Origin of the sequence: Corallococcus macrosporus (assembly GCF_017302985.1) — a bacterium.
In the GTDB taxonomy this organism is placed as follows: Bacteria; Myxococcota; Myxococcia; order Myxococcales; family Myxococcaceae; genus Corallococcus; species Corallococcus macrosporus_A.
This window is the reverse complement of sequence record NZ_JAFIMU010000002.1, coordinates 497385-520846: the sequence shown is the minus strand read 5'-3', so window position 1 is coordinate 520846 and position 23462 is coordinate 497385. Positions and strand designations below refer to the sequence as shown.

21 protein-coding genes are annotated in these 23462 nt (G+C 70.9%); 14 read left to right on the top strand and 7 right to left on the bottom strand.

Annotated features, from left to right (window positions below):
* Positions 1–30 precede the first annotated feature (30 nt).
* Complete coding sequence (locus JYK02_RS02560) at positions 31–741, top strand: PilZ domain-containing protein (protein ID WP_207048247.1); 711 nt, start codon at positions 31–33, stop codon at positions 739–741.
* A gap of 33 nt (positions 742–774) precedes the next feature.
* On the opposite strand, the gene JYK02_RS02555 is transcribed toward JYK02_RS02560, so the two are convergent.
* On the bottom strand, positions 775–2583 hold the full coding sequence (locus JYK02_RS02555; RefSeq protein WP_207048246.1) for an acyl-CoA dehydrogenase family protein: 1809 nt from the start codon (positions 2581–2583) through the stop codon (positions 775–777).
* A 166-nt stretch (positions 2584–2749) separates the two neighbouring features.
* On the bottom strand, positions 2750–3562 hold the full coding sequence (locus JYK02_RS02550) for a hypothetical protein (RefSeq protein WP_431603468.1): 813 nt from the start codon (positions 3560–3562) through the stop codon (positions 2750–2752).
* A 133-nt stretch (positions 3563–3695) separates the two neighbouring features.
* Between JYK02_RS02550 and JYK02_RS02545 the strand changes: the two genes are divergently transcribed.
* From JYK02_RS02545 to JYK02_RS02510, 8 genes are all read left to right on the top strand, one after another.
* Positions 3696–5909 (top strand): protein kinase domain-containing protein, encoded by a 2214-nt coding sequence (locus JYK02_RS02545; RefSeq protein ID WP_207048245.1) that lies wholly within the window; start codon positions 3696–3698, stop codon positions 5907–5909.
* A gap of 98 nt (positions 5910–6007) precedes the next feature.
* On the top strand, positions 6008–6223 hold the full coding sequence (locus JYK02_RS02540) for a hypothetical protein (RefSeq protein ID WP_207048244.1): 216 nt from the start codon (positions 6008–6010) through the stop codon (positions 6221–6223).
* 78 nt (positions 6224–6301) lie between these two features.
* Complete coding sequence (locus JYK02_RS02535) at positions 6302–7261, top strand: CarD family transcriptional regulator (RefSeq protein ID WP_207048243.1); 960 nt, start codon at positions 6302–6304, stop codon at positions 7259–7261.
* Positions 7262–7355: 94 nt separating this feature from the next.
* Complete coding sequence (locus JYK02_RS02530) at positions 7356–7868, top strand: hypothetical protein (protein WP_207048242.1); 513 nt, start codon at positions 7356–7358, stop codon at positions 7866–7868.
* Positions 7855–8805, top strand: coding sequence for a hypothetical protein (locus JYK02_RS02525; protein WP_207048241.1), 951 nt, complete (start codon positions 7855–7857; stop codon positions 8803–8805). The genes JYK02_RS02530 and JYK02_RS02525 overlap by 14 nt, the downstream gene beginning before the upstream one ends.
* Positions 8802–10655 carry an ArnT family glycosyltransferase gene (locus JYK02_RS02520; protein ID WP_207048240.1) on the top strand — a complete coding sequence of 618 codons (1854 nt, stop codon included), beginning with the start codon at positions 8802–8804 and terminating at the stop codon, positions 10653–10655. The genes JYK02_RS02525 and JYK02_RS02520 overlap by 4 nt, the downstream gene beginning before the upstream one ends.
* Positions 10656–10804: 149 nt before the next feature.
* Positions 10805–11371 carry a hypothetical protein gene (locus tag JYK02_RS02515; RefSeq protein ID WP_207048239.1) on the top strand — a complete coding sequence of 189 codons (567 nt, stop codon included), beginning with the start codon at positions 10805–10807 and terminating at the stop codon, positions 11369–11371.
* Between the two features lie 120 nt (positions 11372–11491).
* Positions 11492–12007, top strand: a complete 516-nt coding sequence (locus JYK02_RS02510) for a hypothetical protein (protein WP_242588297.1) — start codon at positions 11492–11494, stop codon at positions 12005–12007.
* Between the two features lie 77 nt (positions 12008–12084).
* On the opposite strand, the gene JYK02_RS02505 is transcribed toward JYK02_RS02510, so the two are convergent.
* The 4 genes from JYK02_RS02505 to JYK02_RS02490 form a co-directional block, all read right to left on the bottom strand.
* On the bottom strand, positions 12085–12492 hold the full coding sequence (locus JYK02_RS02505) for an ATP-dependent DNA helicase (RefSeq protein ID WP_207048238.1): 408 nt from the start codon (positions 12490–12492) through the stop codon (positions 12085–12087).
* Between the two features lie 159 nt (positions 12493–12651).
* Positions 12652–13836: an iron-containing alcohol dehydrogenase gene (locus tag JYK02_RS02500; protein ID WP_207048237.1), complete on the bottom strand. Its 1185-nt coding sequence runs from the start codon at positions 13834–13836 to the stop codon at positions 12652–12654.
* Between the two features lie 19 nt (positions 13837–13855).
* The gene (locus tag JYK02_RS02495; RefSeq protein WP_207048236.1) at positions 13856–15319 is read right to left on the bottom strand and encodes a glutamine synthetase family protein; all 1464 of its coding nucleotides are present in this window, start codon (positions 15317–15319) and stop codon (positions 13856–13858) included.
* Between the two features lie 72 nt (positions 15320–15391).
* Entirely contained in the window at positions 15392–16879 is a 1488-nt protein-coding gene (locus tag JYK02_RS02490; RefSeq protein WP_207048235.1) for an aldehyde dehydrogenase family protein, read from the bottom strand.
* Positions 16880–16988: 109 nt separating this feature from the next.
* Between JYK02_RS02490 and JYK02_RS02485 the strand changes: the two genes are divergently transcribed.
* From JYK02_RS02485 to JYK02_RS02465, 5 genes are all read left to right on the top strand, one after another.
* On the top strand, positions 16989–17726 hold the full coding sequence (locus tag JYK02_RS02485; RefSeq protein ID WP_207048234.1) for a glutamine amidotransferase: 738 nt from the start codon (positions 16989–16991) through the stop codon (positions 17724–17726).
* A gap of 75 nt (positions 17727–17801) precedes the next feature.
* Positions 17802–18635 (top strand): esterase/lipase family protein, encoded by an 834-nt coding sequence (locus JYK02_RS02480; RefSeq protein ID WP_207048233.1) that lies wholly within the window; start codon positions 17802–17804, stop codon positions 18633–18635.
* Between the two features lie 3 nt (positions 18636–18638).
* Positions 18639–19100: a hypothetical protein gene (locus JYK02_RS02475; protein WP_207048232.1), complete on the top strand. Its 462-nt coding sequence runs from the start codon at positions 18639–18641 to the stop codon at positions 19098–19100.
* A 126-nt stretch (positions 19101–19226) separates the two neighbouring features.
* Entirely contained in the window at positions 19227–20444 is a 1218-nt protein-coding gene (locus tag JYK02_RS02470; protein ID WP_207048231.1) for an AI-2E family transporter, read from the top strand.
* 110 nt (positions 20445–20554) lie between these two features.
* Complete coding sequence (locus JYK02_RS02465; protein ID WP_207048230.1) at positions 20555–23116, top strand: ATP-binding protein; 2562 nt, start codon at positions 20555–20557, stop codon at positions 23114–23116.
* Between the two features lie 19 nt (positions 23117–23135).
* Here JYK02_RS02465 and JYK02_RS02460 read toward each other — a convergent pair whose 3' ends face one another.
* A complete protein-coding gene (locus JYK02_RS02460; RefSeq protein ID WP_207048229.1) occupies positions 23136–23456 on the bottom strand; it encodes a hypothetical protein in 321 nt (106 codons plus the stop codon).
* Positions 23457–23462 lie beyond the last annotated feature (6 nt).

Below are 23462 nucleotides of genomic sequence, written 5' to 3'. Positions count from 1 at the left end.
TTTCCGCTCACAGCCTGAGAGTCTGGGCGCGTGAGCACGAACGTTCGACTGAAGGTGGCCTACAAGACCCCGCAGTCGCTGGTCGGTGAGTACACCCGCAGCGTGGGTCAGGGCGGCGTCACCCTGGAGACGCGCAAGGCCCTGCCCCTGGGCACCCGCTTCACCTTCGAATTGCACGCGGGCGGCATGCCGCGTCCGGTGGAGGTGCTGGGCGAGGTCGTCAAGGTGGAGCCGCGCCCCGGCGAGCGCTTCATGCTCACCGTGCGCTACGACGGCGCGGAGGATCGCAGCGCGCTGGACGCGGTGCTCCAGTTCATCTTCGCCCAGGAGGAGCAGAACGGCCTGCGCCGCTTCCCGCGCATGCCGCTGCACCTGCGCGCGCGGGAGGCAGACCCCCGGGCGCCGTTCTTCTACGTGCGCGACATCTCCCGCGGCGGCGTGGGCCTGGAGGTGGAGGCCCCCGCCCTGCCCCGCGAGGTCCAGGTGGGCACGCCCTTCCTCATGGAGATGGACATGAAGGAGGGCCCGCTCCTGCTGCACGGCGAGGTGGCCTGGACGTCGTCGGTGCCGCGCAAGGGCGCGACGCAGGCGATGACGCCGGGCTTCGGCGCGACGTTCGGCCGGCTGCGGCCGGACATGCTCCAGCGGCTGGAGGCCCTGATGGTGCTGGAGCATCTGCCGCCCGCGCCCTGGCGGGCCCGGGTCAGCTTCGGCCTGGATGCCGTGTCGCGGATGCCCTGACGCTCGGCCAGGGCACCCGCGCGGCGCGACAGGCTACAGCGGGTTGTACGGGTAGCCGCCGGCCTCTTCCAGGCCCGCGACAATCGTCTCGCGCAGCTCCGCCGGGTCGTACGCCGTGAAGGCGTCCAGGGCGGTGAGACGCTTCAGCTCCAGCGAGAGCGCGTCGCCCTTGAGCGTGGCGCAGAGCGCGCGGCGGGTGCGCTCGAAGGCGCGCGTGGTGGACTCCATCGCGTACAGCCGCACCAGCGCCACGCGCACGGGGTCCTGCACACCGCCGGTGGCGGCCTGACGGGTGCGCGTCACCATGGAGTCCAGGGCGTACGCGTCCATCACCACGTCCGCCAGCGCGGCCATGACCTCCTGGTGCTTGTCCAGCTCCGTGCCGAAGGTCTCCGCGGCCAGGCGCATGCCGTGGATGGCCAGGTGCTTGGCGCACTCGGCGGCGATCTCTTCATTGGCCAGCGCGTCCTGGCGGCCCGCGCGGGGACGCTCGCCGCGGCTCAGCTCCTCCGCCACGGAGCGCGCCTGCGCGAACAGCGGCAGGTCGCCCTTCACGGCGCGCTTGAGCAGCATGCCGGTGATCAGCATGCGGTTGATCTCGTTGGTGCCCTCGAAGATGCGGTTGATGCGCGCGTCGCGGTAGGCGCGCTCCACCGGGTACTCCTCGATGTAGCCGGCGCCGCCGTGCACCTGCACCGCGTCATCCACCAGGTGGCCCAGGGCCTCCGAGCCGAAGACCTTCATGATGGAGGCCTCGCAGGCGAACTCCTCCATGGCGGCGATGACGTGCGCGTCGTAGTCCGCGTCCGAGCGCTCCTTCGACGACAGCCGCCCGTCCACCAGGCCCGCCGTGCGGTAGGTCATGCTCTCCACCGCGTAGACGAGCGTGGCCATGCGCGCGAGCTTCTCGCGGATGAGCGGGAACGTGGCGATGGGCGCCTTGAACTGCTTGCGCTCCTGCGCGAACTTGAGCGCGCTCTGCAGCTGCAGCTTCATGCCGCCGATGACGCCCGCGCCCAGCTTCAGCCGGCCGTAGTTGAGGATGTTGAAGGCGATGCGGTGGCCCTTGCCCAGCTCGCCCAGCAGGTTCTCCACGGGCACCTGCGCGTCCTCGAAGTAGAGCGGACACGTGGACGAGCCGCGGATGCCCATCTTGTGCTCCTCCGGGCCCACGGTGAGGCCCGGGGTGTCCTTCTCCACGATGAAGCCGGTGAACTTGTCACCGTCCACCTGCGCGAAGACGACGAACACGTCCGCGAAGGCCGCGTTGGTGATGTAGAGCTTGGAGCCGTTGAGCACGTAGTGCTTGCCGTCGGCGGACTTCACGGCCTTCGTCTTCGCGCCGCGCGCGTCGCTGCCGCTGCCCTGCTCCGTCAGCGCGTACGCCGCCACCCACTCGCCCGTGGCGAGCTTGGGCAGGTACTTCGCCTTCTGCGCCTCGTTGCCGAACCACACGATGGGCAGCGACCCGATGCCGGTGTGCGCGCTGGACGTCACCGACCAGGAGCCCAGCAGGCTCATGGCCTCCGCGAGCAGCAGCGACGTCGTCTTGTCCAGGCCCGTGCCGCCGTAGGTCTCCGCGATGTCCACGCTCAAGAGGCCCAGCTCACCCGCGCGGCGCAGGAGGTCGCGCAGCAGCGCATTGTCCTTGGCCTCGATGCGCGCGGCCTGGGGCAGCACCTGCTCCCGGCAGAACTGGAGCGCCGTCTTGAAGAAGAGCCGCTGCTCCTCGGAGAACGTCTCCGGCGTGAGGATGCGGGTGGCGCCCACCTCCTGGAAGAGGAACGTCGCCCCAGCGAGGACATCCTGGGGACGCGAAGCGGGCTCGGTTGCGGCGACCATCAACGACCTCCGGGGAGGGAGCAGTGCCCTCCGAAGCCTTCAGGAAAAAAGGCGCGCGGCACATTAGGGCGCGCGGACCGACAGGGGTAGTAGCGGCGTGGCCCCACCACCTCAATGGGATGAGAGTCCACCCCGGGTGCGTGTCCGCCTGCCAGGCCGGCCCATGTTACGGGGAACCCGCGTCCAGCGCGGGCCGGGGCGTGGGGTACACGAGGCAGAGCGTGTCGAAGAGCCCCTCCTCCGGAGCGGCATACGTGCCGCCGAGCGCCCGCGCCACCTGCACCACCTCCGTGCCGAACGACGGCACGAGGCACAGGTCCTCCGACGTGGTGAAGCGCCCCTTGAGCCGGGCCAGCTCCCGCCGCAGCGTCGCGATGTCCTGGCGCCCGCCTCGCACCGGCACGGACGGGCCATTGCGGTCCGGTCCCGGCAGCTTGCCCACGCTGGTGGTCAGCTCGAAGCCGTCCGCGCGCTGGATGATGCGCAGCTTGCCGGGCGCCACCTCCTCCAGCCACGCCCGGAAGCCCTGCTCGTCGCGCAGCACCAGCGGGTAGGCCACCGGTGCGTCCGGGTGCTGGAGCCACACGGCCCGCGCCTGCGTGCGCAGCACCGCCAGCGTGTCAGACGTCTGTGCGAGAAACGTGTCCGCGTCCTCGACCGTGACGAGCACGTCCCTGCCCCGCACCCGCTCCGCGAGCCGGTCCGCGTCCTGTCCCCGCGCGGGCACGAAGGCCTCCGCGCCCAGCCGCGCCTGCTCCCCTGACAGCACCAGCCGCAGGACGTCGTCCGGGAGCGGCTCGCCATAGACGGGCGCGGACGCGGGCGTGACGGTGGCGTCCGCCCAGGTGCCCGCGTCGACGGGAGCCAGCGGAGGGGCTCCCGCGTCCGCGCCGAGGGGGGTCGCGGAGGACGCCGCTGGCGCCGGCCCGGCGGGCGTGGATTCGCGGCAGCCAACTGATGCCAGGCTGCTCAAGAACAGGAGGAAGAATGCAGGGTTACGCAAACAGGCTGGCGAGCGTAGCGGAATTTTCCACCCGGAGCGTCTGAATGGCCTCATGATAGCTTCTCGCGGTTTTTCCGAAGGCCTCCCCTCGACAGGAGCCGATTCGAACGTGCCGCAGCCTTCCGCCGGCTTCCAATTCGGCAAGTACAAGCTGCTCGAGCGCATCGCGACGGGCGGCATGGCGGAGATCTACCGCGCGCGGATGACGGCGGTGGCGGGCGTCACGAAGCCGGTGGTCATCAAGAAGATCCTTCCTGGCTACGCGGACGACAGCGCGTTCGTGTCCATGTTCATCAACGAGGCGCGCATCGCGCTGGGACTGTCGCACGGCAACATCGCGCAGATCTTCGACTTCGGCGAGGTGGAGGGCGAGTACTTCCTCGCGATGGAGTGGGTGGACGGCCATCCGCTCTCGCACGTGCTGCGCCGCGCGCGGGAGAAGGGGCTGCCCGCGCTGCCGCCGCCCCTGGCGGTGCTGGTGGCCATCGACATGCTGCGCGGCCTGGCGTACGCGCACACGCGGCTGGACGACAACGGCCGGCCGCTGCACATCGTCCACCGGGACGTGAGCCCGCAGAACGTGCTGCTCTCCTTCGAGGGGCAGGTGAAGCTGGTGGACTTCGGCATCGCGCGGGCGCGGCTTGCCGGACGCAGCGACACGAACACGGACGTGGCGAAGGGCAAGTACGTCTACTTCGCGCCGGAGCAGGCGCGCGGCGAGGCGCTGGACGCGCGCACGGACGTGTTCGCCGCGGGCACGGTGCTCTACGAGATGCTCTGCGGGCGGCGCCCCTTCGAGGGCTCGCTCCAGGACGTGCTGCGCAAGATTTCGCAGGGCGACTTCCCCCGGCCGCGCGAGTGGGTGCCGGGCATCCCCGCCGCGCTGGAGCGCATCCTGCTCACCGCGATGGCCACCAGCCCGGAGCAGCGCTACCCCACCGCGCAGGCCTTCGCGGAGGCGCTGGCGCGGCAGCTCCACATCACCGCGCCGGACGTGTCCGCCAGCGACCTGGGCCACTTCATGGGCTACCTCTTCGAGCCGGAGCTCGTGGAGGCCGGCCGCCCGGTGCAGCTGCCGCGCGAGTTCATCGCGCGGGTGGGCCGCTGGAGCGGCATCGCGGAGCCGCCGCCCGTGCAGACGCCGCCGGAGCTGCCCCGCCACGTGCCCGAGCCTCACGGCGAGCCCCGGGGGGATTTGACGACGCAGCCCCTGCCCCCGCAGGCGCTGCCGCCCGCGCCGCCGCCCGCGTGGCACCGCTCCCTGCGCGGCTGGGCGGTGCGCGGCGCGCCGGTGGTGGTGGCCGCGCTCGTGGCCACCTGGCTGGGCCTGGTCATGGGCGGCTCCAATACGTTCGCGGTGGAGCTCAGCTCCTCGCCCGCGGGCGCCACCATCCGCGTGGACGGCCGCATCCAGCGGGAGACGACGCCCACGCTCATCACCCAGCTTCCGTCCGACCGCGAGCACGTGCTGGAGGTGCTGATGCCGGGCATGGTGCCCTTCAGCCAGCGCGTGCACGCCGAGCGCGGCACCACGCTGGCGGTCCACGCGCGGCTCGCGCCCAAGCACCCGGCCTCCGCGCGCGCCCTGCCCCGCGCGGGCCCGGACGACGCGCCCGTCTCTGGCGCGCGCTACTCCGCGGGAGGCCCGTTCGCGCTCAGCGCCGTCGCGCATGCCCTGCGCGTGCCCCCGACCCAGGCGGCGCGCATGCGGTTGGATCCGTCCCGCGCCTACGGCCTGCGCGTGGAGGGCCGCGTGTCGGTGGGCGGCCCGCTGCCGGTGGCCCAGGCGGTCTACTTCCTGGAGGGCGGCACGGCCCTGGCCGCGCGCGACAGCTTCGGCCTGGTGGGCGCGGACGAGGTGCTGGTGCGCGACGCCTCCGTCCTCTACGTGTTCCTCTGGGACGACCGCCCCGACGACAACCGCGGCGCGCTCCAGGTCCACGTGCGCGAACAGGCGAGCGGCGCCATCACCACCCTGCTCCTGGACGCGCGCCGGCACGCGGTCTCGCTGTCGCCCCATGACGGCTTCACGCTCCGGGAGCTGGATCCGTCCACCACCTACCGCGTCGTCGTGCGCGCGGCGCAGGAGCCGGCGCGCACGCGGGGCTTTGGCGGCGGAGAGGTGGGCGGCGTGCTCGCGCTGCACGGCGCGGGCGCTTCTCCGGCCATGGCGCCGGGCACGCTGGAGGTGCTGGAGGTCAACCAGCCCACGGTGATGCGCGGCGCGAGCTGGCTGCGGCTCGCGTTCCCGGACGACGACGTGAACGACAACGCCGGGGGCCTCACGCTGGAGGTGACCCCGGTGGCGCCGCTGCACCAGTAGCGCGCGCGACGGGCCGCTACAGGACGCCGCCAGCCTGTAGCCGAAAAATTGATCATCCGGGACGCGCCCCTACCCTGGGCCGCCACGGAGGACGCTCAATGAAGAAGCTGCTGGCGGTGCTGGGCCTGGGGATCGCGGTGACGGCCACGGTGGGACTTTCCACTCGCGTGGACGCGCGGCCCGGAAGCACGGCGGACGAGGGACCGACCGATGCCCAGATCGACGCTGTCCTGGACGCGCAGGCTCACGAGGTCATGGCCCGGCTGCTGGAAGCGCAGCGCAATGCCAACCGGATGACAATGCTTCCCCGGTAATCTCGTGGCATCCGGCGGGGCACGGTGCTACGACCGGGCGCTCGCTTCAGTGCTCATCCACCCGCTCACGAGGGGGCCATGCCAGAAGGGTCCGCTGCACTCCAGCTCCAGGTTGGAGACCGGGTCGTCTACCCCAACCAGGGGGTCTGTCGCGTCGCCGCCATCGATGTGAAAGAGGTGGCCGGACAGAGCCTCACCTTCGTCACCATGCGCCGCGAGGAAGACGGCGCGGTCGTAATGGTGCCGCAGGGAAAAATCATCTCCATCGGCGTGCGCAAGGTCGCCAGCCCGGCGGACGTGGAGGAGATCTACGCGTTCCTCCGCTCGGACAGCGACAAGGCGGACCTGGACTGGAAGCAGCGCGCGCGCACCAACCTGGACCGCATGACCCAGGGCGGCATCCTGGGGCTGGCGGAGGTCGTCAAGGGCCTCCAGGTCCTCAGTGAGCTGCGGCCGCTGCCCACCAAGGAGCGCGAGCTCTACGACAACGCGCGGCACCTGCTGGTGTCGGAGGTCGCCGCCGCGCTGGGCACCGCCGAGGCCAACGCCGAGGACTCCATCGACATCGTCCTCTTCCCGCCCGGGAAGGAGCGTCCCAAGCGCACCGCCGCGGAGTTCGCGCGGCCCGGTGGCGACGAGGACGACATGGACCTGGACGGCGACCTCATGGGTCTGGAGGGCGGAGAGCTGGACCTGCCCTCGGACGAGGAGCCGCAGTCCGAGTCCGAGGAGGAGTCCTCCGAGGAAGGTGCCGAGGAGGAAGGCGGCGAGGAGGCGGCCGAGGACGCACCCAAGAAGCGCGGCCGTCCGCCCAAGGCCAAGCCGGCCGAAGGCGCCGAGCCCGCCGCTCCCAAGAAGCGCGGCCGTCCGCCCAAGCCGAAGCCCGAGGTGACGGCGGAGAGCGCCGAGCCCGCCGCGCCGAAGAAGCGCGGCCGTCCGCCCAAGGCCAAGCCGCCCGAGGGCGCCGCGCCCGCGGAGCCCGCCGCGCCGAAGAAGCGTGGCCGTCCGCCCAAGGCGAAGCCCGCCGAGGACGAGTGAACCGCAGGACTCCACGGCCCTCCCGGCTGCCCGCGTCGCGCCGCAAGCGCGCGCCCGGCACCGCGCGAGGGCCCTCCCGCCGAGGTGACGCCCCGTGATTCGCGTCGTGACGCTGGACCCCTTCGACGACAAGCAACTGGCCAAGTTCAACCGCACGCTCTACACGGCCTTCGGCGTGGGCAGCGAGCACAGCGGCTCCGCGGAAATCCCCGCGGGCATGTCCGAGCCCCTGGACGCGGAGAAGCTGCTCGACGAGGTGAAGGGCATCCGGGCCTACAAGGACGACAAGGTGCTGCTGCTCACCTCGCGCAAGCTCAAGGACCGCGACCTGCCCAGCGGCAAGGCGCCCACGTCCGGCTTCGCGCGGTACGGCAAGGACCGGGCAATCCTCTCCATCGCGCCGTTCAAGGACCTGGAGAAGGACTTCAAGCCCATCGCGCGCCACGCGCTGCACCAGCTGGGCACGCTCTGGGAGCTGCACCACTGCCTGGATCCGCGCTGCTCGATGTATCCACCCTGGACGCCGTCCTTCAACCAGGGCGACCACATCTTCTGCACCTTCTGCCGCGAAAAGAGCGAGCAGAAGATCCGTCTTGCCAAGTCCTAAGGCCCTGCGCGCCCTGCCCCTGGTGGAACTGGGGGCGCTGCTCCTCGTCGCGCTCCTGTGCCTCGTCTTCCAGCTGAGGCTTCCGGGCCGGCTGCCCACGGACGCGGACGAGCGCGCCATGGCGGACGTGCTGGCCCGCGACGCGCGGCCCGGGGACGCGGTGCTGCTGTTCCCCTGGTGGACGGAGCGGGCCCGCCTCTTCGTGCCCTCCTCCATCCCCGTGTACGGGTGGCTGGAGTCGGACCGCGCGGACCTGGGCGCGCACCCGCGCATCTGGGTGCTGGGCCAGCCGGACCTGCCCCGCTCCGACGTGGGCGCGTTCGACGCGGCCTTCCTGCCCGGACGCAAGGCGCTGGGCCCCGAAGCGCGCATGGGCCCGCTGTCGCTGCGCCTCTATGAGAACGGCCGCTACCGCCCCCGTCACTGGGTGGCGAGCGAGTCCGCGAGCGCGGCGCGCGTGTACCTGGAGCAGCCGGATGGCTCGCGCCGCGACTGTCCCTTCGACGGGCGCGCGCACCGCTGCCCCGGCCCGCCGCACCTGTACGTGGCGCCGGAGTGGCACGAGATCTTCTACGAGCCCCGGCATTGCCTGTGGATGCACGCGCCGGGAGGGCCGCAGCGGCTGGTGGCGGAGTTCGCCAACGTGCCTTCGGGCATGGGCCTGCGGCTGGAGGGCGGCATCATCTTCGAGTTCGCGCACCCGAAGGACCCGCGCCTGTCCACCACGTCCCTGGGCGTGGATGACGCGGCCACGGGTGAGCGCCTGCTGGACGTGCCCATCCCGCCGGGCCGCGAGGGCGTGCAGAAGGCGGAGGTGGTGCTGCCGCCCGGACCGCCGCGCACGGTGAAGGTCTGGGTGCAGGCGGACAACGCGGAGTCGCGGCAGGTGTGCCTGGACGTGATGGCGCTGGAGCCCGCGGCGGGGGTGAAGCCATGACGGTTCCCTTGCTGACGGGACGCCCCGCGACGCGCGAGGAGAAGCTCACGGCGCTGGCGCTGTGGGTGCTGGGGTTCGCGGCGCTGTGGACCACGGAAGCGGCCGTGGGCTTCACGCGCGACGAGAGCGTCTACTTCGCGGCGGCGGAGGGCTACTCGCAGTGGTTCCGGCTGCTCCTGCACTCGCCCGCGCAGGCGTTCACGGACAGCGCCATCGTGCGCGCGTGGGACTACAACCACGAGCACCCGGTGCTGATGAAGACGCTGTTCGGGTTGAGCCACCTGCTCTTCCACGACACGCTGGGCGTCATGCGCGACGCGACGGCCTTCCGGCTGCCCGCGTTCGCGATGTCGGCGCTGGTGCCCGCGCTGTGCTTCCTGCTGGGCAGCGCGCTGTACGGCCGCACCGCGGGGTGGTTCGCCGCCCTCTCCTTCCTGCTGGTGCCCCGCCAGTACTTCAACGCGGAGCTGGCGTGCTTCGACATGCCGGTGGCCGCGATGTGGCTGCTGGTCGTGTACTGCTTCTGGCGCGCGCTGGAGAGCACCCGCTGGGGCATCGCGTGCGGCGTGGCGTTCGGCCTGGCCATCGCCACGAAGCACAACGCCCTCTTCATGCCCTTCGTGCTGTCACCGTTCGCGCTGTGGCGCGCGTGGCAGGCGAGCGAAGGCGTGCCCGAGGCCCGCGTGCGGCTGGGCCGCTTCGTGGGGCTCTACGCGGCGGTGGCGGTGCTGTACGGCCTGCTCGTCGTGTTCCTGGGCGGGCCCGACGCGTTCCAGAAGAAGTTCCTGCTGCTGAGCCCGCACACGCTGTTCTTCGTGGGGCTCGCGGTGGGCAGCGTGGTGCTGCTGCGCGACTTGAAGCCCGTGAGCCTGCCGGTGACGCGCGCGCTGGTGCCGCTGGCGGCGATGGCGGTGCTGGGCCCCGTGCTCTTCTACCTGCACTGGCCCTACCTGTGGCACGCGCCGGTGGACCGCACCGCGTGGTACCTGGCCTTCCACGCGACGCACAACCACTACGCCTGGTTCTACCTGGGCACGCTGATGCGCGGGCCGCCCTTCCCGCTCACGTACGTGGTGGTGAAGACGGCGCTCACCGTGCCCACCAGCCTCTTCGCGCCCATGGTGACGGGCTTCGTCGCGCTCGTGGGCCGGGCGCTGCTGAGCCTCAACGCTCGCACGCGCGAATGGGTGCGGATGCCCACCGCTTCGGAGGCGCTGGTGGGCGTCAACGCGGTGACGTCCATCCTCATCATCAGCCACCCGCAGGTGCCGCACTTCGGCGGCGTGAAGCACTGGTTCCCGTCCATGCCCTTCCTGGGCATCCTCGCGGGTGCGGCGGTGGCGCGCGGGTGCTTCGCGCTGTGGGAGCTGCTGAAGGCGCGGCGGCCGTCGGTGTCACCGCTCGAGGTGACAGTGCCGGTGTTCGCGCTGCTGCTGGTGCCCGCGCTGCTGGGGCTGGTGCGCGTGTTCCCCTACGGCACGGCCGCGTACTCGGAGCTGGCGGGGGGGCTGCCGGGCGCGGCGACGCTGGGCATGCAGCGCCAGTTCTGGTCCAGCCACGTCACCGGCGTGCTCCCGTGGATCAACGAACACGCGAAGCCGGGTGCGCGCATCTACCTGCACGAGGTGAACGGCTTCTCGTTCCGCGACTACCAGCGCAACGGGATGCTGCGCGAGGACGTGCGGGCGGTGAACAGCCCGTTCGACGCGGACATCGTCGCGTACCAGTACCACCAGGAGTTCCGCGAGCACGAGTTCCTCACGTGGCAGGCCTTCGGCACGCGCACGCCCGTCACCGGGCTGTACCTGGACGAAACGCCGCAGGTCATCGTCTACCAGCGCCCGGAGTAGTCCCGGTCCAGGATGACGCAACAGGCCATGTGCACGACCGAGCACTCGGCGGGCGCGGAGGCATGCTTGAAGACCGGACAGGACTGAAAGGCATGGCGCCGGGGTAGGCTTACGGTGTCGGCCAATCCACCTGCCGGGGGAGGACACACATGACGCGCTGGACGGGCTTGCTGACGGTGATGGCGCTGGGTGCGGGGTTCATGGGCTGCGACGACCAGAAGCCGCCCGCGAAGGTGACGCGCGCCCAGGTGAAGCGGACGGGCCCCGCGACGATGGAGATCATCCCGGTGGAGGGACAGCTCCCCTACTGCATGCTCTTCACGATGTCGGAGAAGGGCGTCATCCGGCAGCTCACGCTCACGCGGGAGAACCGCTCCATCCGCTGCGACCCGGGCCGCCCCGTCGCCAACACGAGCTTCCGCGTGCCGGTGCAGGAGGGGAAGGTGCGCGTCTACATCTTCTTCTCCGACGAGCGCGTGCCGGCGGGCTCCGTGGCGCAGCAGCTCTACGACCTGCGCGACCGCGAGCGCGTCACCGCCATGGACCTGCGGCTGCCAGGGCGCATCTTCGTGGAGACGCTGGAGTTCACGCCGGAGACGGGCGAGCCGGAAGCGACGGGCGTCGTCGTGGGCGCGGGCGGCGTGGTGACGTCCGATGGCGGCACGGCTTCGGACGCGGGCACCAACACGCTGTCCGTGCAGCCCCTGGCGAACTGACCGCCCGACGCGAAGAAGCCCGAGGGTGGATGCTTCCCGCGGAAGCACTCTGAAATCGAGCCGGGTTGCGTCGGGGTAGACTCGCGATGCCGGCCAGTCCACCTGCCCGGGAAGGAACACATGACGCGCTGGACGGGCTTGCTGATGATGATGGCGCTGGGTGCGGGCGGCGTGGGCTGCGACACCGCGCCGCCGCCCGTGAAGGCGAAGCGAGCGCTGGTGAAGCGGACGGGCCCCGCGACCATGGAGATCATCCCCATGGAGGGACAGCTGCCCTACTGCCTGCTCTTCACGACGTCCGAGAAGGGCGTCATCCGGCAGCTCACGCTCACGCGGGAGAAGCGCTCCATCCGCTGCGACGCGAACCAGCCCATCGCAAACACCAGCTTCCGCGTCCCCCTGCAGGAGGGGAAGGTGCGCGTCTACGTCTTCTTCTCGGATGAGCCCGTGCCCTCGGGCTGGGTGGCGCAGCAGCTCTATGAACTGCGCGACCGCGAGCGCATCACCGCCATGGACCTGCGGCTGCCGGGGAGCATCTTCGTGGAGACGCTGGAGTTCACACCGGAGAAAGCCAGACCGGAAGCAACAGGCGATGCCGGCACCCGCATGCTGTCCGCGGAGTCCACACCCCACTGACCTCCAGACGCGCAGAAGCCCGAGGGTGGATGCTTCCGCCCCCGGGCCTCCGTGCTGCATTCAGGCTGTGACGCTGCCTAGTTCAGCCAGCCACCGTTGTACGTCGAGCCCCGGTCCCGCCGCGCCAGCCGCTCGCGCTCCAGCCGCGCCAGGCGTGCCCGTTCCTGTCGCTCGCGCTCCATGCGGGCCAGACGCTCACGCTCCTGGCGCTCACGCTCCAGCTTCGCCAGCCGCTCGCGTTCCCGGCGCTCCCGCTCCTGACGCTCGCGCTCCAGCCGGGCCTGACGCTCGCGCTCCTGGCGCATCCGCTCCTGCCGCTCGCGCTCCAGCCGGGCCTGCCGCTCGCGCTCCTGACGCTCGCGCTCCATGCGGCGCTGGTCCTGGCGGCTCACGAGAGGGCTGGCGGCGTGGAAGTCCGCCGCCATCACCGGGGTGCTCGCGACGAGCGCCACAGCCACCACCATCTTCTTGAGCATTGCCTTCATGACCTGCCTCCGTGAGCCGCGTTGTGCTGCGTTCTGAACCTTCTGACGGAGGAGGCCCCGCTGGATTCACGCGCGCCAAAGGCACGGGGCCCCTCCCGTTTCCCTCGGAAGAGGCCCCGCTGAAACACTCTGAAATCAAGTCGGGATGAAGCCGCGGCCTCAGTACGCCTCGCGCGCCATGGCCAGCAGGTCCGCCTGCGTGACGGTGCGCGGGTTGCCCTGGTGGGACGCGTCCTGGAAGGCCTTCTCCGCGATGTGCTCCAGGTCTTTCTCCTGCACGCCCGCCTCGCGCAGCCGCGTGGGAATCCCGACGGCCGCCGCCAGCTTGCGCACGCGGTCGATGGCATTCGCGGCGAGCACCTCCTCGCGCGCGTTGGACGTGTCCCCCAGCGCGATGGCGATGCGCGCCAGCCGCGCCGTGCTCGACGCGCGGTTGAACTCCATCACCGCGGGCAACACGATGGCGTTCGCCAGGCCGTGCGGCACGTTGGAGATGGGCGTGAGCGCGTGCGCCAGCGCGTGGCTCGCGCCCAGGCCCTTCTGGAAGGCCATGGCGCCCTCCATCGCGGCCACCATCATGTCGGTGCGCGCCGCCAGGTCCTTGCCCTCCTTCACCGCCGTCACCAGCGAGCGCCCCACGCGCATCACGCCGTCGATGGCCACCGCGTCCGCGAGCGGATGGAAGCCGTTGGCGACGTACGCCTCGATGCAGTGGGTGAGCGCGTCCATGCCCGTGGCCGCCGTGACGGACGGGGGCAGGCCCAGCGTCAATTCAGGGTCGATGACCGCCGCCTTGGGCAGCAGGTACGGGCTGAAGATGACCGTCTTGCGGCCCGTGTCCGCCAGCGTCACCACGCCGGAGCGCCCCACTTCCGAACCCGTGCCCGCCGTCGTCGGGATGGCGATGAGCGGCGGCAGGTCGTCGCGCACGTACTGGTCGCCGCCCTTCGCGTCGTCGTAGCGGCTGAGCGGCGGCTCGTGCGTGGTGAGCAACTGCACCAGCTTGCCCGCGTCCAGCGCGCTGCCACCGCCCAGGGCGACGATGCCGTCCGCCTTGTGCGCGCGGTACGCCTCCAGGCCCGCGAACACGTCCTTCTCCGTGGGGTTGGGCTCCACGCGGTCGAACACCGCGCAGTCCATGCCCGCCGCCTTGAGCACATCCGTGACGCGCGTGGCGAGGCCCGCCTTCACCACGCCCGCGTCCGTCACCAGCAGCGGGCGCTTCATGTTCAACCGCGTCGCGTGCGCGGGCAGCCGCTGGAGCGCGCCCGCGCCGAACACGATGCGCGTGGGCCAGGACATCTCCGTGACGCGCGGCTCCGAGGGAATGTCGAAATGCTTCATGGAAGCGTGCTCCTCCGAATCAGATGAGTTCCAGGTAGCGCTCCAGCTCCCAGGAGGTGACCGCCCGCTCGTACTGGCGCACCTCCCACTCGCGGGTGCGCACGAAATGGTCGACGAAGCCCTCGCCCAGGATTTCGCGGGCGCGCTCGCTGTTCTTGAGCAGCGCCACCGCGTCCTTCAGGTTGCGGGGCAGCGGCTTGGTGTGCTTCGCCTCGTAGGCGTTGGACAGCACGGGCGCGGGCGGCTCGACCTCGTTCTCGATGCCCCACAGGCCCGCGGCCAGGCTGACCGCCATGCCGATGTACGCGTTCATGTCCGCGCCCAGCTGGCGGTACTCGATGCGCATGGACTTGGGGCTGTCGCCGATGACGCGGATGGCGCAGGTGCGGTTCTCCAGGCCCCACGTCGCGGTGGTGGGCGCCCAGGTGTTCTCCACGCTGCGCTTGTAGCTGTTGATGGTGGGCCAGTAGAGCGCCGTCAGCTCCGGCATCAGCGCCACCTGCCCGCCGATGTAGTGCCGCATCAGCTTGCTCATCCCGTGCTTCTGGGACGGGTCGTGGAAGAGGTTCTCCTCGTCCTTCAGGTTCCACAGCGACTGGTGCACGTGGCCGGAACAGCCGGGCAGCTTGGGGTCCACCTTCGCCATGAAGCACGCGGACACGCCGTGCTTCGCGCAGATCTCCTTCACCACCGTCTTGAAGAGCGCCGCGCGGTCCGCCGCCAGCTCCAGCGTGTCGTAGCGGATGGCGGCCTCGAAGACGCCGGGGCCCGTCTCCGTGTGGAAGCCCTCGATGTTGAGCCCGTACGCGTTGCAGCCGTCGATGAGCGCGTGCACCAGCGGCGCGTTCATGGACGTGCGCAGCCACGAGTAGCCGAACATGCCCGGCGTCAGCGGCGTGAGGTTCTGGAAGCCCTTCTCATGCAGGCTCTGGGGGCCCTCCTTGAAGAGGAAGAACTCGTACTCCGCGCCGAACTTGGGCAGGAAGCCCAGCTTGCGCGCGCGCTGGCCCATCTTCTGGAGCAGCTGGCGGGGGCTCGCCTCGAAGGGCGTGCCGTCCGGGTTCACGAAGTCCAGCAGGAACGCCGCGGTGTCCGGCTCCCACGGGATGATGCGCGCGGTGGACAGGTCCACCTTCGCGGGCGTGTCCGGGTAGCCCGTGTGCCAGCCCGTGACCTTGGTGTTGTCCAGCAGCTCGTCGCCCAGGTCCCAGCCGAAGACGACGTCGCAGAAGCCCATGTTGCTCTTCGCGGCGCTCCAGAACTTCTCCAGCGACACGTACTTGCCGCGGAAGACGCCATCCACGTCGATGGCGCCCAGCTTCACCTTGCGGACGCCCTTCTCGTCCATCCACCGGCGCAGGGAGTCCAGGTCCCCCTGCTGTCCGGGCACCGCGCGCGGCCCACCCTCGGTGCGCTCCTTCGCGCGGGCCCGGCGGGCCATCGCCGGATGAGTGAGCACCTTGGCCTTGGGACGCGATGCCATCGGGACCTTCCTTTTCTTCGTCATGCGGCGGTGGAGCAGTGGAATGGAAAGCGGAGCGCGCGCGGCTTCGCGTCAGGGGGACGGCAGCTTCGTCCACACGGCCTTCGTCTGGAGGTAGCCGTCCAGCGCGTGGTGGCCCAGGTCCTTGCCCCAGCCGGATTCCTTGTAGCCACCGAAGGGCGCCGCGTCGTCGAACTCGTTGAAGCAGTTGATCCACACCACGCCGCTCTTCACCTGCTTCGCCAGCGCGTGCGCCTTGGCCACGTCGCCCGTCCAGATGGACGCGGCCAGGCCGTACTGCGTGCTGTTGGCCATCGAGATGGCCTCCGCGTCGTCGCGGAAGCGCAGGCAACTGAGCACCGGACCGAAGATCTCCTCCTGGGCGATCTTCATGTCCGGCTTCACGTCGCCGAAGATGGTGGGCTTCACGAAGCAGCCCTTCGCCTTGAAGCCGTCCGTGTCGCGGCCGCCGCCCGCCAGCAGCTTCGCTCCCTGCTGCTTGCCGCTCTCGATGTAGCCCAGCACCACGTCCATCTGCTTCTGGCTCACCAGCGCGCCCATCTCCGTGGTCGCGTCCAGCGGGTCGCCCACCTTCATGGTGCCGGCCTTCTGCGCCAGCTTCGCGACGAACGCCTCGTAGGCCTGCTCGTGCACCAGCACGCGGCTGCCCGCGTTGCACGTCTCACCCTTGTTGCCGAAGATGCCCCAGAAGCACGCCTCCACCGCGCGGTCGAAGTCCGCGTCCGGGAAGATGATCTGCGGGCTCTTGCCGCCCAGCTCCAGCGTCAGCTTCTTCAGGTTGCTCGCGGCGGACGCCTGGAGCAGCCGGCGCGCGGTGCGGCCGGAGCCGGTGAACGAAATCTTGTCCACGTCCGGGTGCCGGGCGATCGCCTCGCCCGCGGGGTCGCCCAGGCCCGTCACCACGTTGATGACGCCGGGCGGGAAGCCCGCCTCCAGCGCCAGCGCGCTCAGCTTCAGCGCGGTGAGCGGAGTGTACTCGGACGGCTTCACCACCACCGTGCAGCCGGAGGCCAGCGCGGGCCCCAGCTTCCAGCCCAGCATGCACGTGGGGTAGTTCCACGGCACGATGATGCCCACCACGCCCACCGGCTCCTTGAGCGCGTAGGTGTGGAAGGGGCCGTCCACGGGCAGCACCTCGCCCATGATGGTGCTGGCCAGGTCCGCGAAGTTCGCGAGCGTCGCGGCGCCCGGCGCCACGTCGCCCCGGATGGCGTCCCGGAACGTCTTGCCGTTGTTCATCGACTCGACGAGCGCGAACTCCTCGCGGCGCGCGAAGAGCAGGTCCGCCAGCTTGCGGATGAGCTTGCCGCGCTCGCGGCCGGTCATCTTCCCCCACGGGCCGGACTCGAAGGCGCGGCGCGCGGCCTTCACCGCACGGTCCACGTCCGCAGCGGTGCCGGCGGGCACGTCCGCGATCTTCTGACCGGTGGCGGGGTTCGTCACCGCGAAGGTGCCCCCTTCAATCGGATCCACCTGCTGCCCGTCGATGAGCAGCTTGAGCACAGGGAGCTTGGGAGTGAGCGAGCGAGCGTCGGTCATGGCGAAGCCTCGGGTGAGCACGGCGCACGAGCGACCTGGAAGTGGCGGGCACCGGACACGGACGGCAGGACACGGTAGGAATGAGGGCATGACGCGGCAAGCTGCCCCCATGAAGAACGTCCTCCTGCTGAAAGCCGGCGACGCGGCGACCTCCGTCCAGCTCTCCGTGGGCGACTACGAGCGGTGGTTTCTGCAAACCATCGGACTGTCCGGCCAGCGCTTCGACATCCTCCCGGTGCACAAAGGCGCGCCCCTGCCGAAGGATGCGAAGGGCTACGACGCGGTGATGATGACGGGCTCTCCGCTGTCGGTGACGCAGCGCGAGCCGTGGATGGAGCGCGCGGGCGCCTTCATGGCGGAGGCGGGCGAGCAGGGCATCCCCGTGCTCGGCGTGTGCTTTGGCCAACAACTCCTCGCGGAAGCCTACGGCGGCAAGGTGACGCGCAACCCCAACGGCCGCGAGACCGGCACCGTGGAGGTGACGCTCTCACCCGAGGGCCGCGCGGATCCGCTGTTCACCGGCCTGCCGGAGCGCTTCGCCGTGCAGGCCACCCACGAGGACATCGTCTCGCGACTGCCAGAGGGCGCCACGGTGCTCGCGGGCAACGCCAACACCGCGCACCAGGCGCTCGCCTTCCGTCCCAACGTGCGGGGCGTGCAGTTCCACCCGGAGATGCCCACGGACGCCATGCGCGCGGTCATCCTCGCCCGCGAGGACAAGCTGGACGCGCTCGCGCAAGAGAAGGGCATCCCCCAGGGCGAGTACGTCCCCCGATTGTTGTCCGGCATCACCCCGACGCCGCTCGCGCACCGGGTGCTGATGAACTTCCTCGAACACTTCACCTGAACGGACGGGCGCTGATCCAGGCCGCGAGCCCCCACGGTCCCTAGCTTGCACCGTGTTGCAGGACGGGGGCTGGGGATGAATCCGTTCGTGATGCAGTACCGGAAGCTGAAGTGCCACCTGAAGTACCTGGCCAGCTACGTGGACCTGGATCCGCGTGGCAACCAGGTCGTGCGCCGCACGGACTTCAAGCACTGCCAGAAGCCGGTGCTCCTGCTGCACGGCTTCTTCAGCACGCGCCGCGTCCTGGAGGTGCTGGAGCACCGCCTGCGCCGCGAGGGCTACTGCGTCTGGTCCATCCACCTGGGCGGCACCATGGACCGCTTCAACACGCACCGCATCGACGAGCTGGCCCAGAAGGTGCGCGGCAAGGTGGACCGGCTCTACGAGCGCCACCCGGGCATGGGGCCGCTCACCATCATCGGCCACTCCAAGGGCGGCCTCATCGGCACGTACTACGTGAAGCGGCTGGGCGGGGACGCGCGCGTGAAGAACCTCATCACGCTGGGCACGCCGCACCGGGGCACGCGCATGGCCTACCTGGGCTGCGCGACGCTGGGCTGGTTCAGCCGCAGCATGTGGCAGCTCACGCCGACCTCGCGCTTCATCAAGGACCTGGGCATGGGCGCCTTCCCGCGCCACGTGCGGCTCACGTCCATCTACTCGCGCGACGACGTCATCGCGCGCTACCCGTCCTCCGTGCTGGACGTGGACGGACAGCCCAACGTCTCCAACGTGGAGCTGTCCGGCGTGGTGCCCCACGGCGAGTTGCTCACGCGCCGGGCCGTGTGGGAGGTCATCCAGCGCGAGCTGGCGCTGGGTTATGCTGACACCCCGACGCCCGTCGTCCACGCGCCGGAGCTTCCGTCCCCTCCCCTTCCGGTGGCCCTGACCGCCGCCGCCAGCCCCTGACACATGCCCTCGCGCTGGGACCACCTCTTCGACCTCAAGCCCGTCGCCCTCGTGGACCACCTGCTGGACGAGGTGGCCCGCCTGCTCGCCAAGGACCTGGCGTCCTGGCCTCCGCCGGTGCAGGACCTGGATCCCGCCACCCTGGGCGAGTTCGCCCCGCTGTTCCAGGAGGCCACCCGGCGCCCGGAGCCGGCCGTCTACACGGAGGCCCTGCGCCTGGCGAAGTGGGACCTGGCCCGCGAGTTCGACGCCTTCGACGACTACGTGCGCAACAAGCGCTACCTGGAGCACGGGCTGAACGCCGGGGACCGCGTCCCCCTGCTCTTCCTCACCCGCTGGCTCACCGAACAGATGCTGGGCCTGGGCGAGGCCACCCAGGGCCGCATCAAGCGCCGCCTCATGCGCGACTGCCTGGAGCGGCTGGAGGCCCGCCTGGGCGACCGGACCGGGCTGCCCCAGGCCTGAAGCCCGCCTGCCTGCCCCCTCACCCGAGGCATTTCCTGACCCTTGGGGGACAGAGGAGCCCGGGCCGGGCGAAGCTTTCCCGTGGGTGCTTGTCAGGAGGGAGGCTGGTGCCCTAAGCCCGGGTGCATGTCGCAGCCCGTGGAAGCCACCGCCCCCGACGAACGCCGCAAGCGCCTGCTCCTCCTCGCCGGGTTGTGGGTGGCCCTCGCGGTGACGCTCTTCGCCCTGCGCTCGGTGGTGATGCCCTTCGCGGGCGCCGCGCTCATCGCGTACCTGGTGCAGCCGCTGGTGGCGCGCATCACGCGGCTGAAGGTGGCGGGCCGCTACGTGCCGCGCTGGGTGGCCATCCTCGCCATCTACGCGGGGTTCTTCCTCGCCGTGTACCTCTTCTTCGTCGCGCTGGTGCCGCAGCTCTACCGCGAGGTGGCGCGCATCAGCCGCGAGATGGCGGGCTTCGCCAGCGCGCTCACGCCGGAGCACGTGCAGACGCTCGCGCAGCGCGCGGAGGAGTGGCTCAACGTGTACGGCATCCCCGTGGCGCTGTCGGACCGGGCCATGGAGGGCGCGGCGGGGGCCCAGGGCAGCTTCAGCCTGGCGCTGGACCTGGAGCAGATGCTCACCGACGCGGTGGCCCGCACGACGTCGTTCGCCAGGGAGAACCTGGGAGACATCGTCAACGTGTCCAGGCGCATCGTCACGGAGGTGCTGGCCGGCGTCTTCATGCTGTTCTTCATCCTGATGGTGGCCGCGTTCTTCTCCATCGACGCGCAGGCCATCCGCCGCTACTTCGGCACGCTCATCCCCGCGGAGCTGCTCCCGGACGCGAAGACGCTGGTGGCGCGCATCGACAAGTCGCTGTCCGGCGTGGTGCGCGGCCAGGTGACCATCTGCCTGGTGAACGGAGGCCTCACGCTGCTGGGCCTGCTGCTGTTCGGCGTGAAGTTCGCGTTCCTCCTGGCAACCATCGCCACGCTCTTCAGCCTCATCCCCATCTTCGGCACCATCATCAGCTCGGTGCCCATCGTGCTCATCGCGCTGGCGGACGGCTTCCAGAAGGCCGTGGCGCTCCTCTTGTGGATCATCGGCATCCACGCGCTGGAGGCGTACTTCCTCAACCCGAAGATCATGGGCGAGGCCGCGCGCATCCACCCCGTGGTGGTGGCCTTCTCCCTCATCGCGGGCGAGAAGCTCTTCGGCCTCTGGGGCGCGCTGTTCGCGGTGCCGGTGGCCTCCATCGCGGTGGCCTGCTTCGACTACGCGCGCCTCAAGGCCCAGCCGCCCCCACTGGTGGCCGCGCCCTCGCAGCAGGCGGTCGCCTCCACGGACGCGGCCCCCGCCGCCTGAGCCGAAGCGTCCACCGGTTGAAAACCGGGGGCCGGGGCCCCCTTTCTCCCCTGGCCATCCCGGGGGCGAGTGACTAATTCCACGCACTCCTCCGCATCTGAGGACGCGTGATGCCCCCCAGCCCCTCGCCGGCCCCGGACTTCCGGAGCCTGTTCGAAGCCTCACCCAACCCGTACCTGGTGCTGACGCCGGGGTTCGTCATCGTCGCGGTGACGGACTCGTACCTGCGCGCCACGCGGACGCGGCGCGAGGACATCCTGGGCCGACACATCTTCGAGGTCTTCCCGGACAACCCCCAGGAATCGGGGGCCACCGGGGTGACCAACCTGCGCGCATCGCTGGAGCGCGTGGTGAAGACGGGCGCCCCGGACGCGATGGCGGTCCAGAAGTACGACATCCCCCGGCCCCCGGAGGCCGGCGGCGGCTTCGAGCTGCGCTACTGGAGCCCGCTGAACAGCCCGGTGTTCGGCGAGGACGGCACGCTGCGCCACATCATCCACCGCGTGGAGGACGTCACCGACTTCATCCACCAGCGGCAGCCGGACGACGAGCAGAGCCGCCAGCACGCCGCGCTCCGGGCCCGCGCGGATGAAATGGAGGGCGAAATCTTCCGGCGCGCCCAGCAGATTCAAGAGGCCAACCAGCAGCTGCGCGTGGCCAACGAGCAACTGGGCGAGCTGGACCGGCTCAAGTCGGAGTTCTTCGCCAACGTCAGCCACGAGTTCCGCACGCCGCTGACGCTGATGCTGGGCCCCACGGAGGACCTGCTCGCCGGCCGCGCGGGCCCGCTGTCGGACGAGGTCCGCAAGGAGATGGAGCGGGTGCACCGCAACGCCGGGCGCCTGCTCAAGCTGGTGAACGCGCTGCTGGACCTGTCGAAGCTGGAGGCGGGCCCCAAGGAGGAGCGCTTCGTGCCCGCGGACCTGGCCGCGCTCACGAAGGACGCGGCCGCCAGCTTCCGCTCCGCCATGGAGCGCGCGGGCCTGAAGCTCACGGTGGACTGCCCGCCCCTGTCCCAGCCCGTCTACGTGGCCCCGGACCTGTGGGAGCAGATCGTCCTCAACCTGGTGTCCAACGCGTTCAAGTTCACGCTCCAGGGCGGCGTCACGCTGCGGCTGCGCGAGTCCGGGCAGCGGGTGACGCTGGAGGTGGAGGACACCGGCTCCGGCATCCCCGCGAACGAGCTGCCCCGCCTCTTCGAGCGCTTCCACCGCGTGCAGGGCTCGCCGTCGCGCACCGTGGAGGGCAGCGGCATCGGGCTCGCGCTGGTGCAGGAGTTCGCGCGGCTGCACGGCGGCGCCGTGTCCGCGCGCAGCACGGAGGGCGAAGGCAGCGTCTTCACCGTGGAGCTGCCGCTGGGCCATGCGCACCTGCCGCCGGAGCGCATCCGCAACGCCGCCCGGCCGCGCTCCGCGGCGCGCGAGGCCACGTCGGCCTACGTCGAGGAAGCGCTGCTGTGGAACGTCACCAGGCCCAAGGACCGCACGCAGTCCTCGCACCAGCACCCGGCCTCGGCGGACGGCCATGACCCGGGCCCGGCGCAGCGCGCGCGCATCCTCCTGGTGGACGACAACCGGGACATGCGCGACTACATCCAGCGCGTGCTCTCCCCCGAGTACGACGTGGAGGCCGTGACGGACGGCCTGAAGGGCCTGGAGTCCGCGCTGGCCCGGCCGCCGGACCTGGTGCTGTCGGACGTGATGATGCCGAAGCTGGACGGCATGGGCCTGCTCAAGGCCCTGCGCGCCGCGCCCACCACGCGCGAGCTGCCCATCCTGCTGCTGTCCGCGAAGGCCGGCGAAGAGGCCACGGTGCAGGGCCTGACGTCCGGCGCGGATGACTACCTGGTGAAGCCCTTCTCCGCCGGGGAGCTGCTCGCGCGCATCGCGTCCAACCTGAAGCTCGCGCGGATGCGCGGAGAGATGGCCAACGAGCGCGCCCGCGCGGAGGGGCTGGCCGAAGCGCTGCGCGCCCGGGACGACTTCCTCTCCGTGGCGGCCCACGAGCTGCGCACGCCGCTGGCGGCCTTCCAGCTGCACCTGGAGCTGGTGGAGCGCGGCCTGGGCCGGGACGCGCCGCCCAAGGCGCTGGAGCGCCTGAAGCAGGCCCGGTCCTTCATCCGCCGGCTGGCGATGCTGGTGGACGTGCTGATGGACGTGTCGCAGATCACCAGCGGCCGGCTGAAGCTCACCCGCTCGGAGGTGGACCTGGGCGACCTGCTGGTGGAGGTGACGCGCTTCGCGGAGGAGGAGGCGCGCCGCGACGGCACGCCGCTCACCGTGGACGTGAAGGGCCCGGTGGTGGGCCCCTTCGACCCGTCACGCATCTCGCAGGTGGTGCACAACCTGGTCGCCAACGCGCTGAAGTTCGGCCGGGGCCGGCCGGTAACCGTGACGCTCCAGCCGGACGGGGACGTGGTGCGCCTGACCGTGGTGGACCACGGCATCGGCATCAAGCCGGAGGACCGCGAGCGCATCTTCGAGCGCTTCGAGCGCGCCGTGTCCACGCACCACTACGGCGGCCTGGGCCTGGGGCTCTGGGTGTCGCGCCAGGTGGTGGAGGCGCACCAGGGCCGCATCGACGTGGAGGACACGCCGGGCGGCGGCACCACCTTCCGCGTGACGCTGCCCTTGAGGGAGCCGCCGGTGGACATGACCGGCCTGCCCGGCTGAACCGGCTGTGGCCGCGCGCCTACTGGCAGGCGGCGGCGCAGCGCGCCTCGCGGCACGTCGGGATGCAGCGGCCGCAGTCCACGCTGTTGGCAGGACACGTGCCGTCGCACAGCACGGCGGAGCAGTCGGGCCCCACGTCGCGGTGGGTGATGGCGGTGCCGTTACCGCAGCACTTGTTCGCCACGCAGTCCGAGTCGTCGTAGCAGACCTGGCTGGAGAGCACCGGTGGGGTGTCCTCCAGCGGAAGGTCCTCCACCCCGATGTCGCAACCCGCCAGGAACCCCAGGGTGAGGCCCGCGACAGCGCGGGCGACATGACAGAGGAGGCGGGCACGACGCATACGGGG

Excerpts from the sequence above, each read along its gene's own strand:
- JYK02_RS02555 (WP_207048246.1), bottom strand. The coding sequence starts at position 2,583 with ATGGTCGCCGCAACCGAGCCCGCTTCGCGTCCCCAGGATGTCCTCGCT.
- JYK02_RS02540 (WP_207048244.1), top strand. The coding sequence starts at position 6,008 with ATGAAGAAGCTGCTGGCGGTGCTGGGCCTGGGGATCGCGGTGACGGCC.
- JYK02_RS02535 (WP_207048243.1), top strand. The coding sequence starts at position 6,302 with ATGCCAGAAGGGTCCGCTGCACTCCAGCTCCAGGTTGGAGACCGGGTC.
- JYK02_RS02520 (WP_207048240.1), top strand. The coding sequence starts at position 8,802 with ATGACGGTTCCCTTGCTGACGGGACGCCCCGCGACGCGCGAGGAGAAG.
- JYK02_RS02515 (WP_207048239.1), top strand. The coding sequence starts at position 10,805 with ATGACGCGCTGGACGGGCTTGCTGACGGTGATGGCGCTGGGTGCGGGG.
- JYK02_RS02510 (WP_242588297.1), top strand. The coding sequence starts at position 11,492 with ATGACGCGCTGGACGGGCTTGCTGATGATGATGGCGCTGGGTGCGGGC.
- JYK02_RS02505 (WP_207048238.1), bottom strand. The coding sequence starts at position 12,492 with ATGAAGGCAATGCTCAAGAAGATGGTGGTGGCTGTGGCGCTCGTCGCG.
- JYK02_RS02500 (WP_207048237.1), bottom strand. The coding sequence starts at position 13,836 with ATGAAGCATTTCGACATTCCCTCGGAGCCGCGCGTCACGGAGATGTCC.
- JYK02_RS02495 (WP_207048236.1), bottom strand. The coding sequence starts at position 15,319 with ATGGCATCGCGTCCCAAGGCCAAGGTGCTCACTCATCCGGCGATGGCC.
- JYK02_RS02490 (WP_207048235.1), bottom strand. The coding sequence starts at position 16,879 with ATGACCGACGCTCGCTCGCTCACTCCCAAGCTCCCTGTGCTCAAGCTG.
- JYK02_RS02485 (WP_207048234.1), top strand. The coding sequence starts at position 16,989 with ATGAAGAACGTCCTCCTGCTGAAAGCCGGCGACGCGGCGACCTCCGTC.
- JYK02_RS02480 (WP_207048233.1), top strand. The coding sequence starts at position 17,802 with ATGAATCCGTTCGTGATGCAGTACCGGAAGCTGAAGTGCCACCTGAAG.
- JYK02_RS02475 (WP_207048232.1), top strand. The coding sequence starts at position 18,639 with ATGCCCTCGCGCTGGGACCACCTCTTCGACCTCAAGCCCGTCGCCCTC.
- JYK02_RS02470 (WP_207048231.1), top strand. The coding sequence starts at position 19,227 with ATGTCGCAGCCCGTGGAAGCCACCGCCCCCGACGAACGCCGCAAGCGC.
- JYK02_RS02465 (WP_207048230.1), top strand. The coding sequence starts at position 20,555 with ATGCCCCCCAGCCCCTCGCCGGCCCCGGACTTCCGGAGCCTGTTCGAA.
- JYK02_RS02460 (WP_207048229.1), bottom strand. The coding sequence starts at position 23,456 with ATGCGTCGTGCCCGCCTCCTCTGTCATGTCGCCCGCGCTGTCGCGGGC.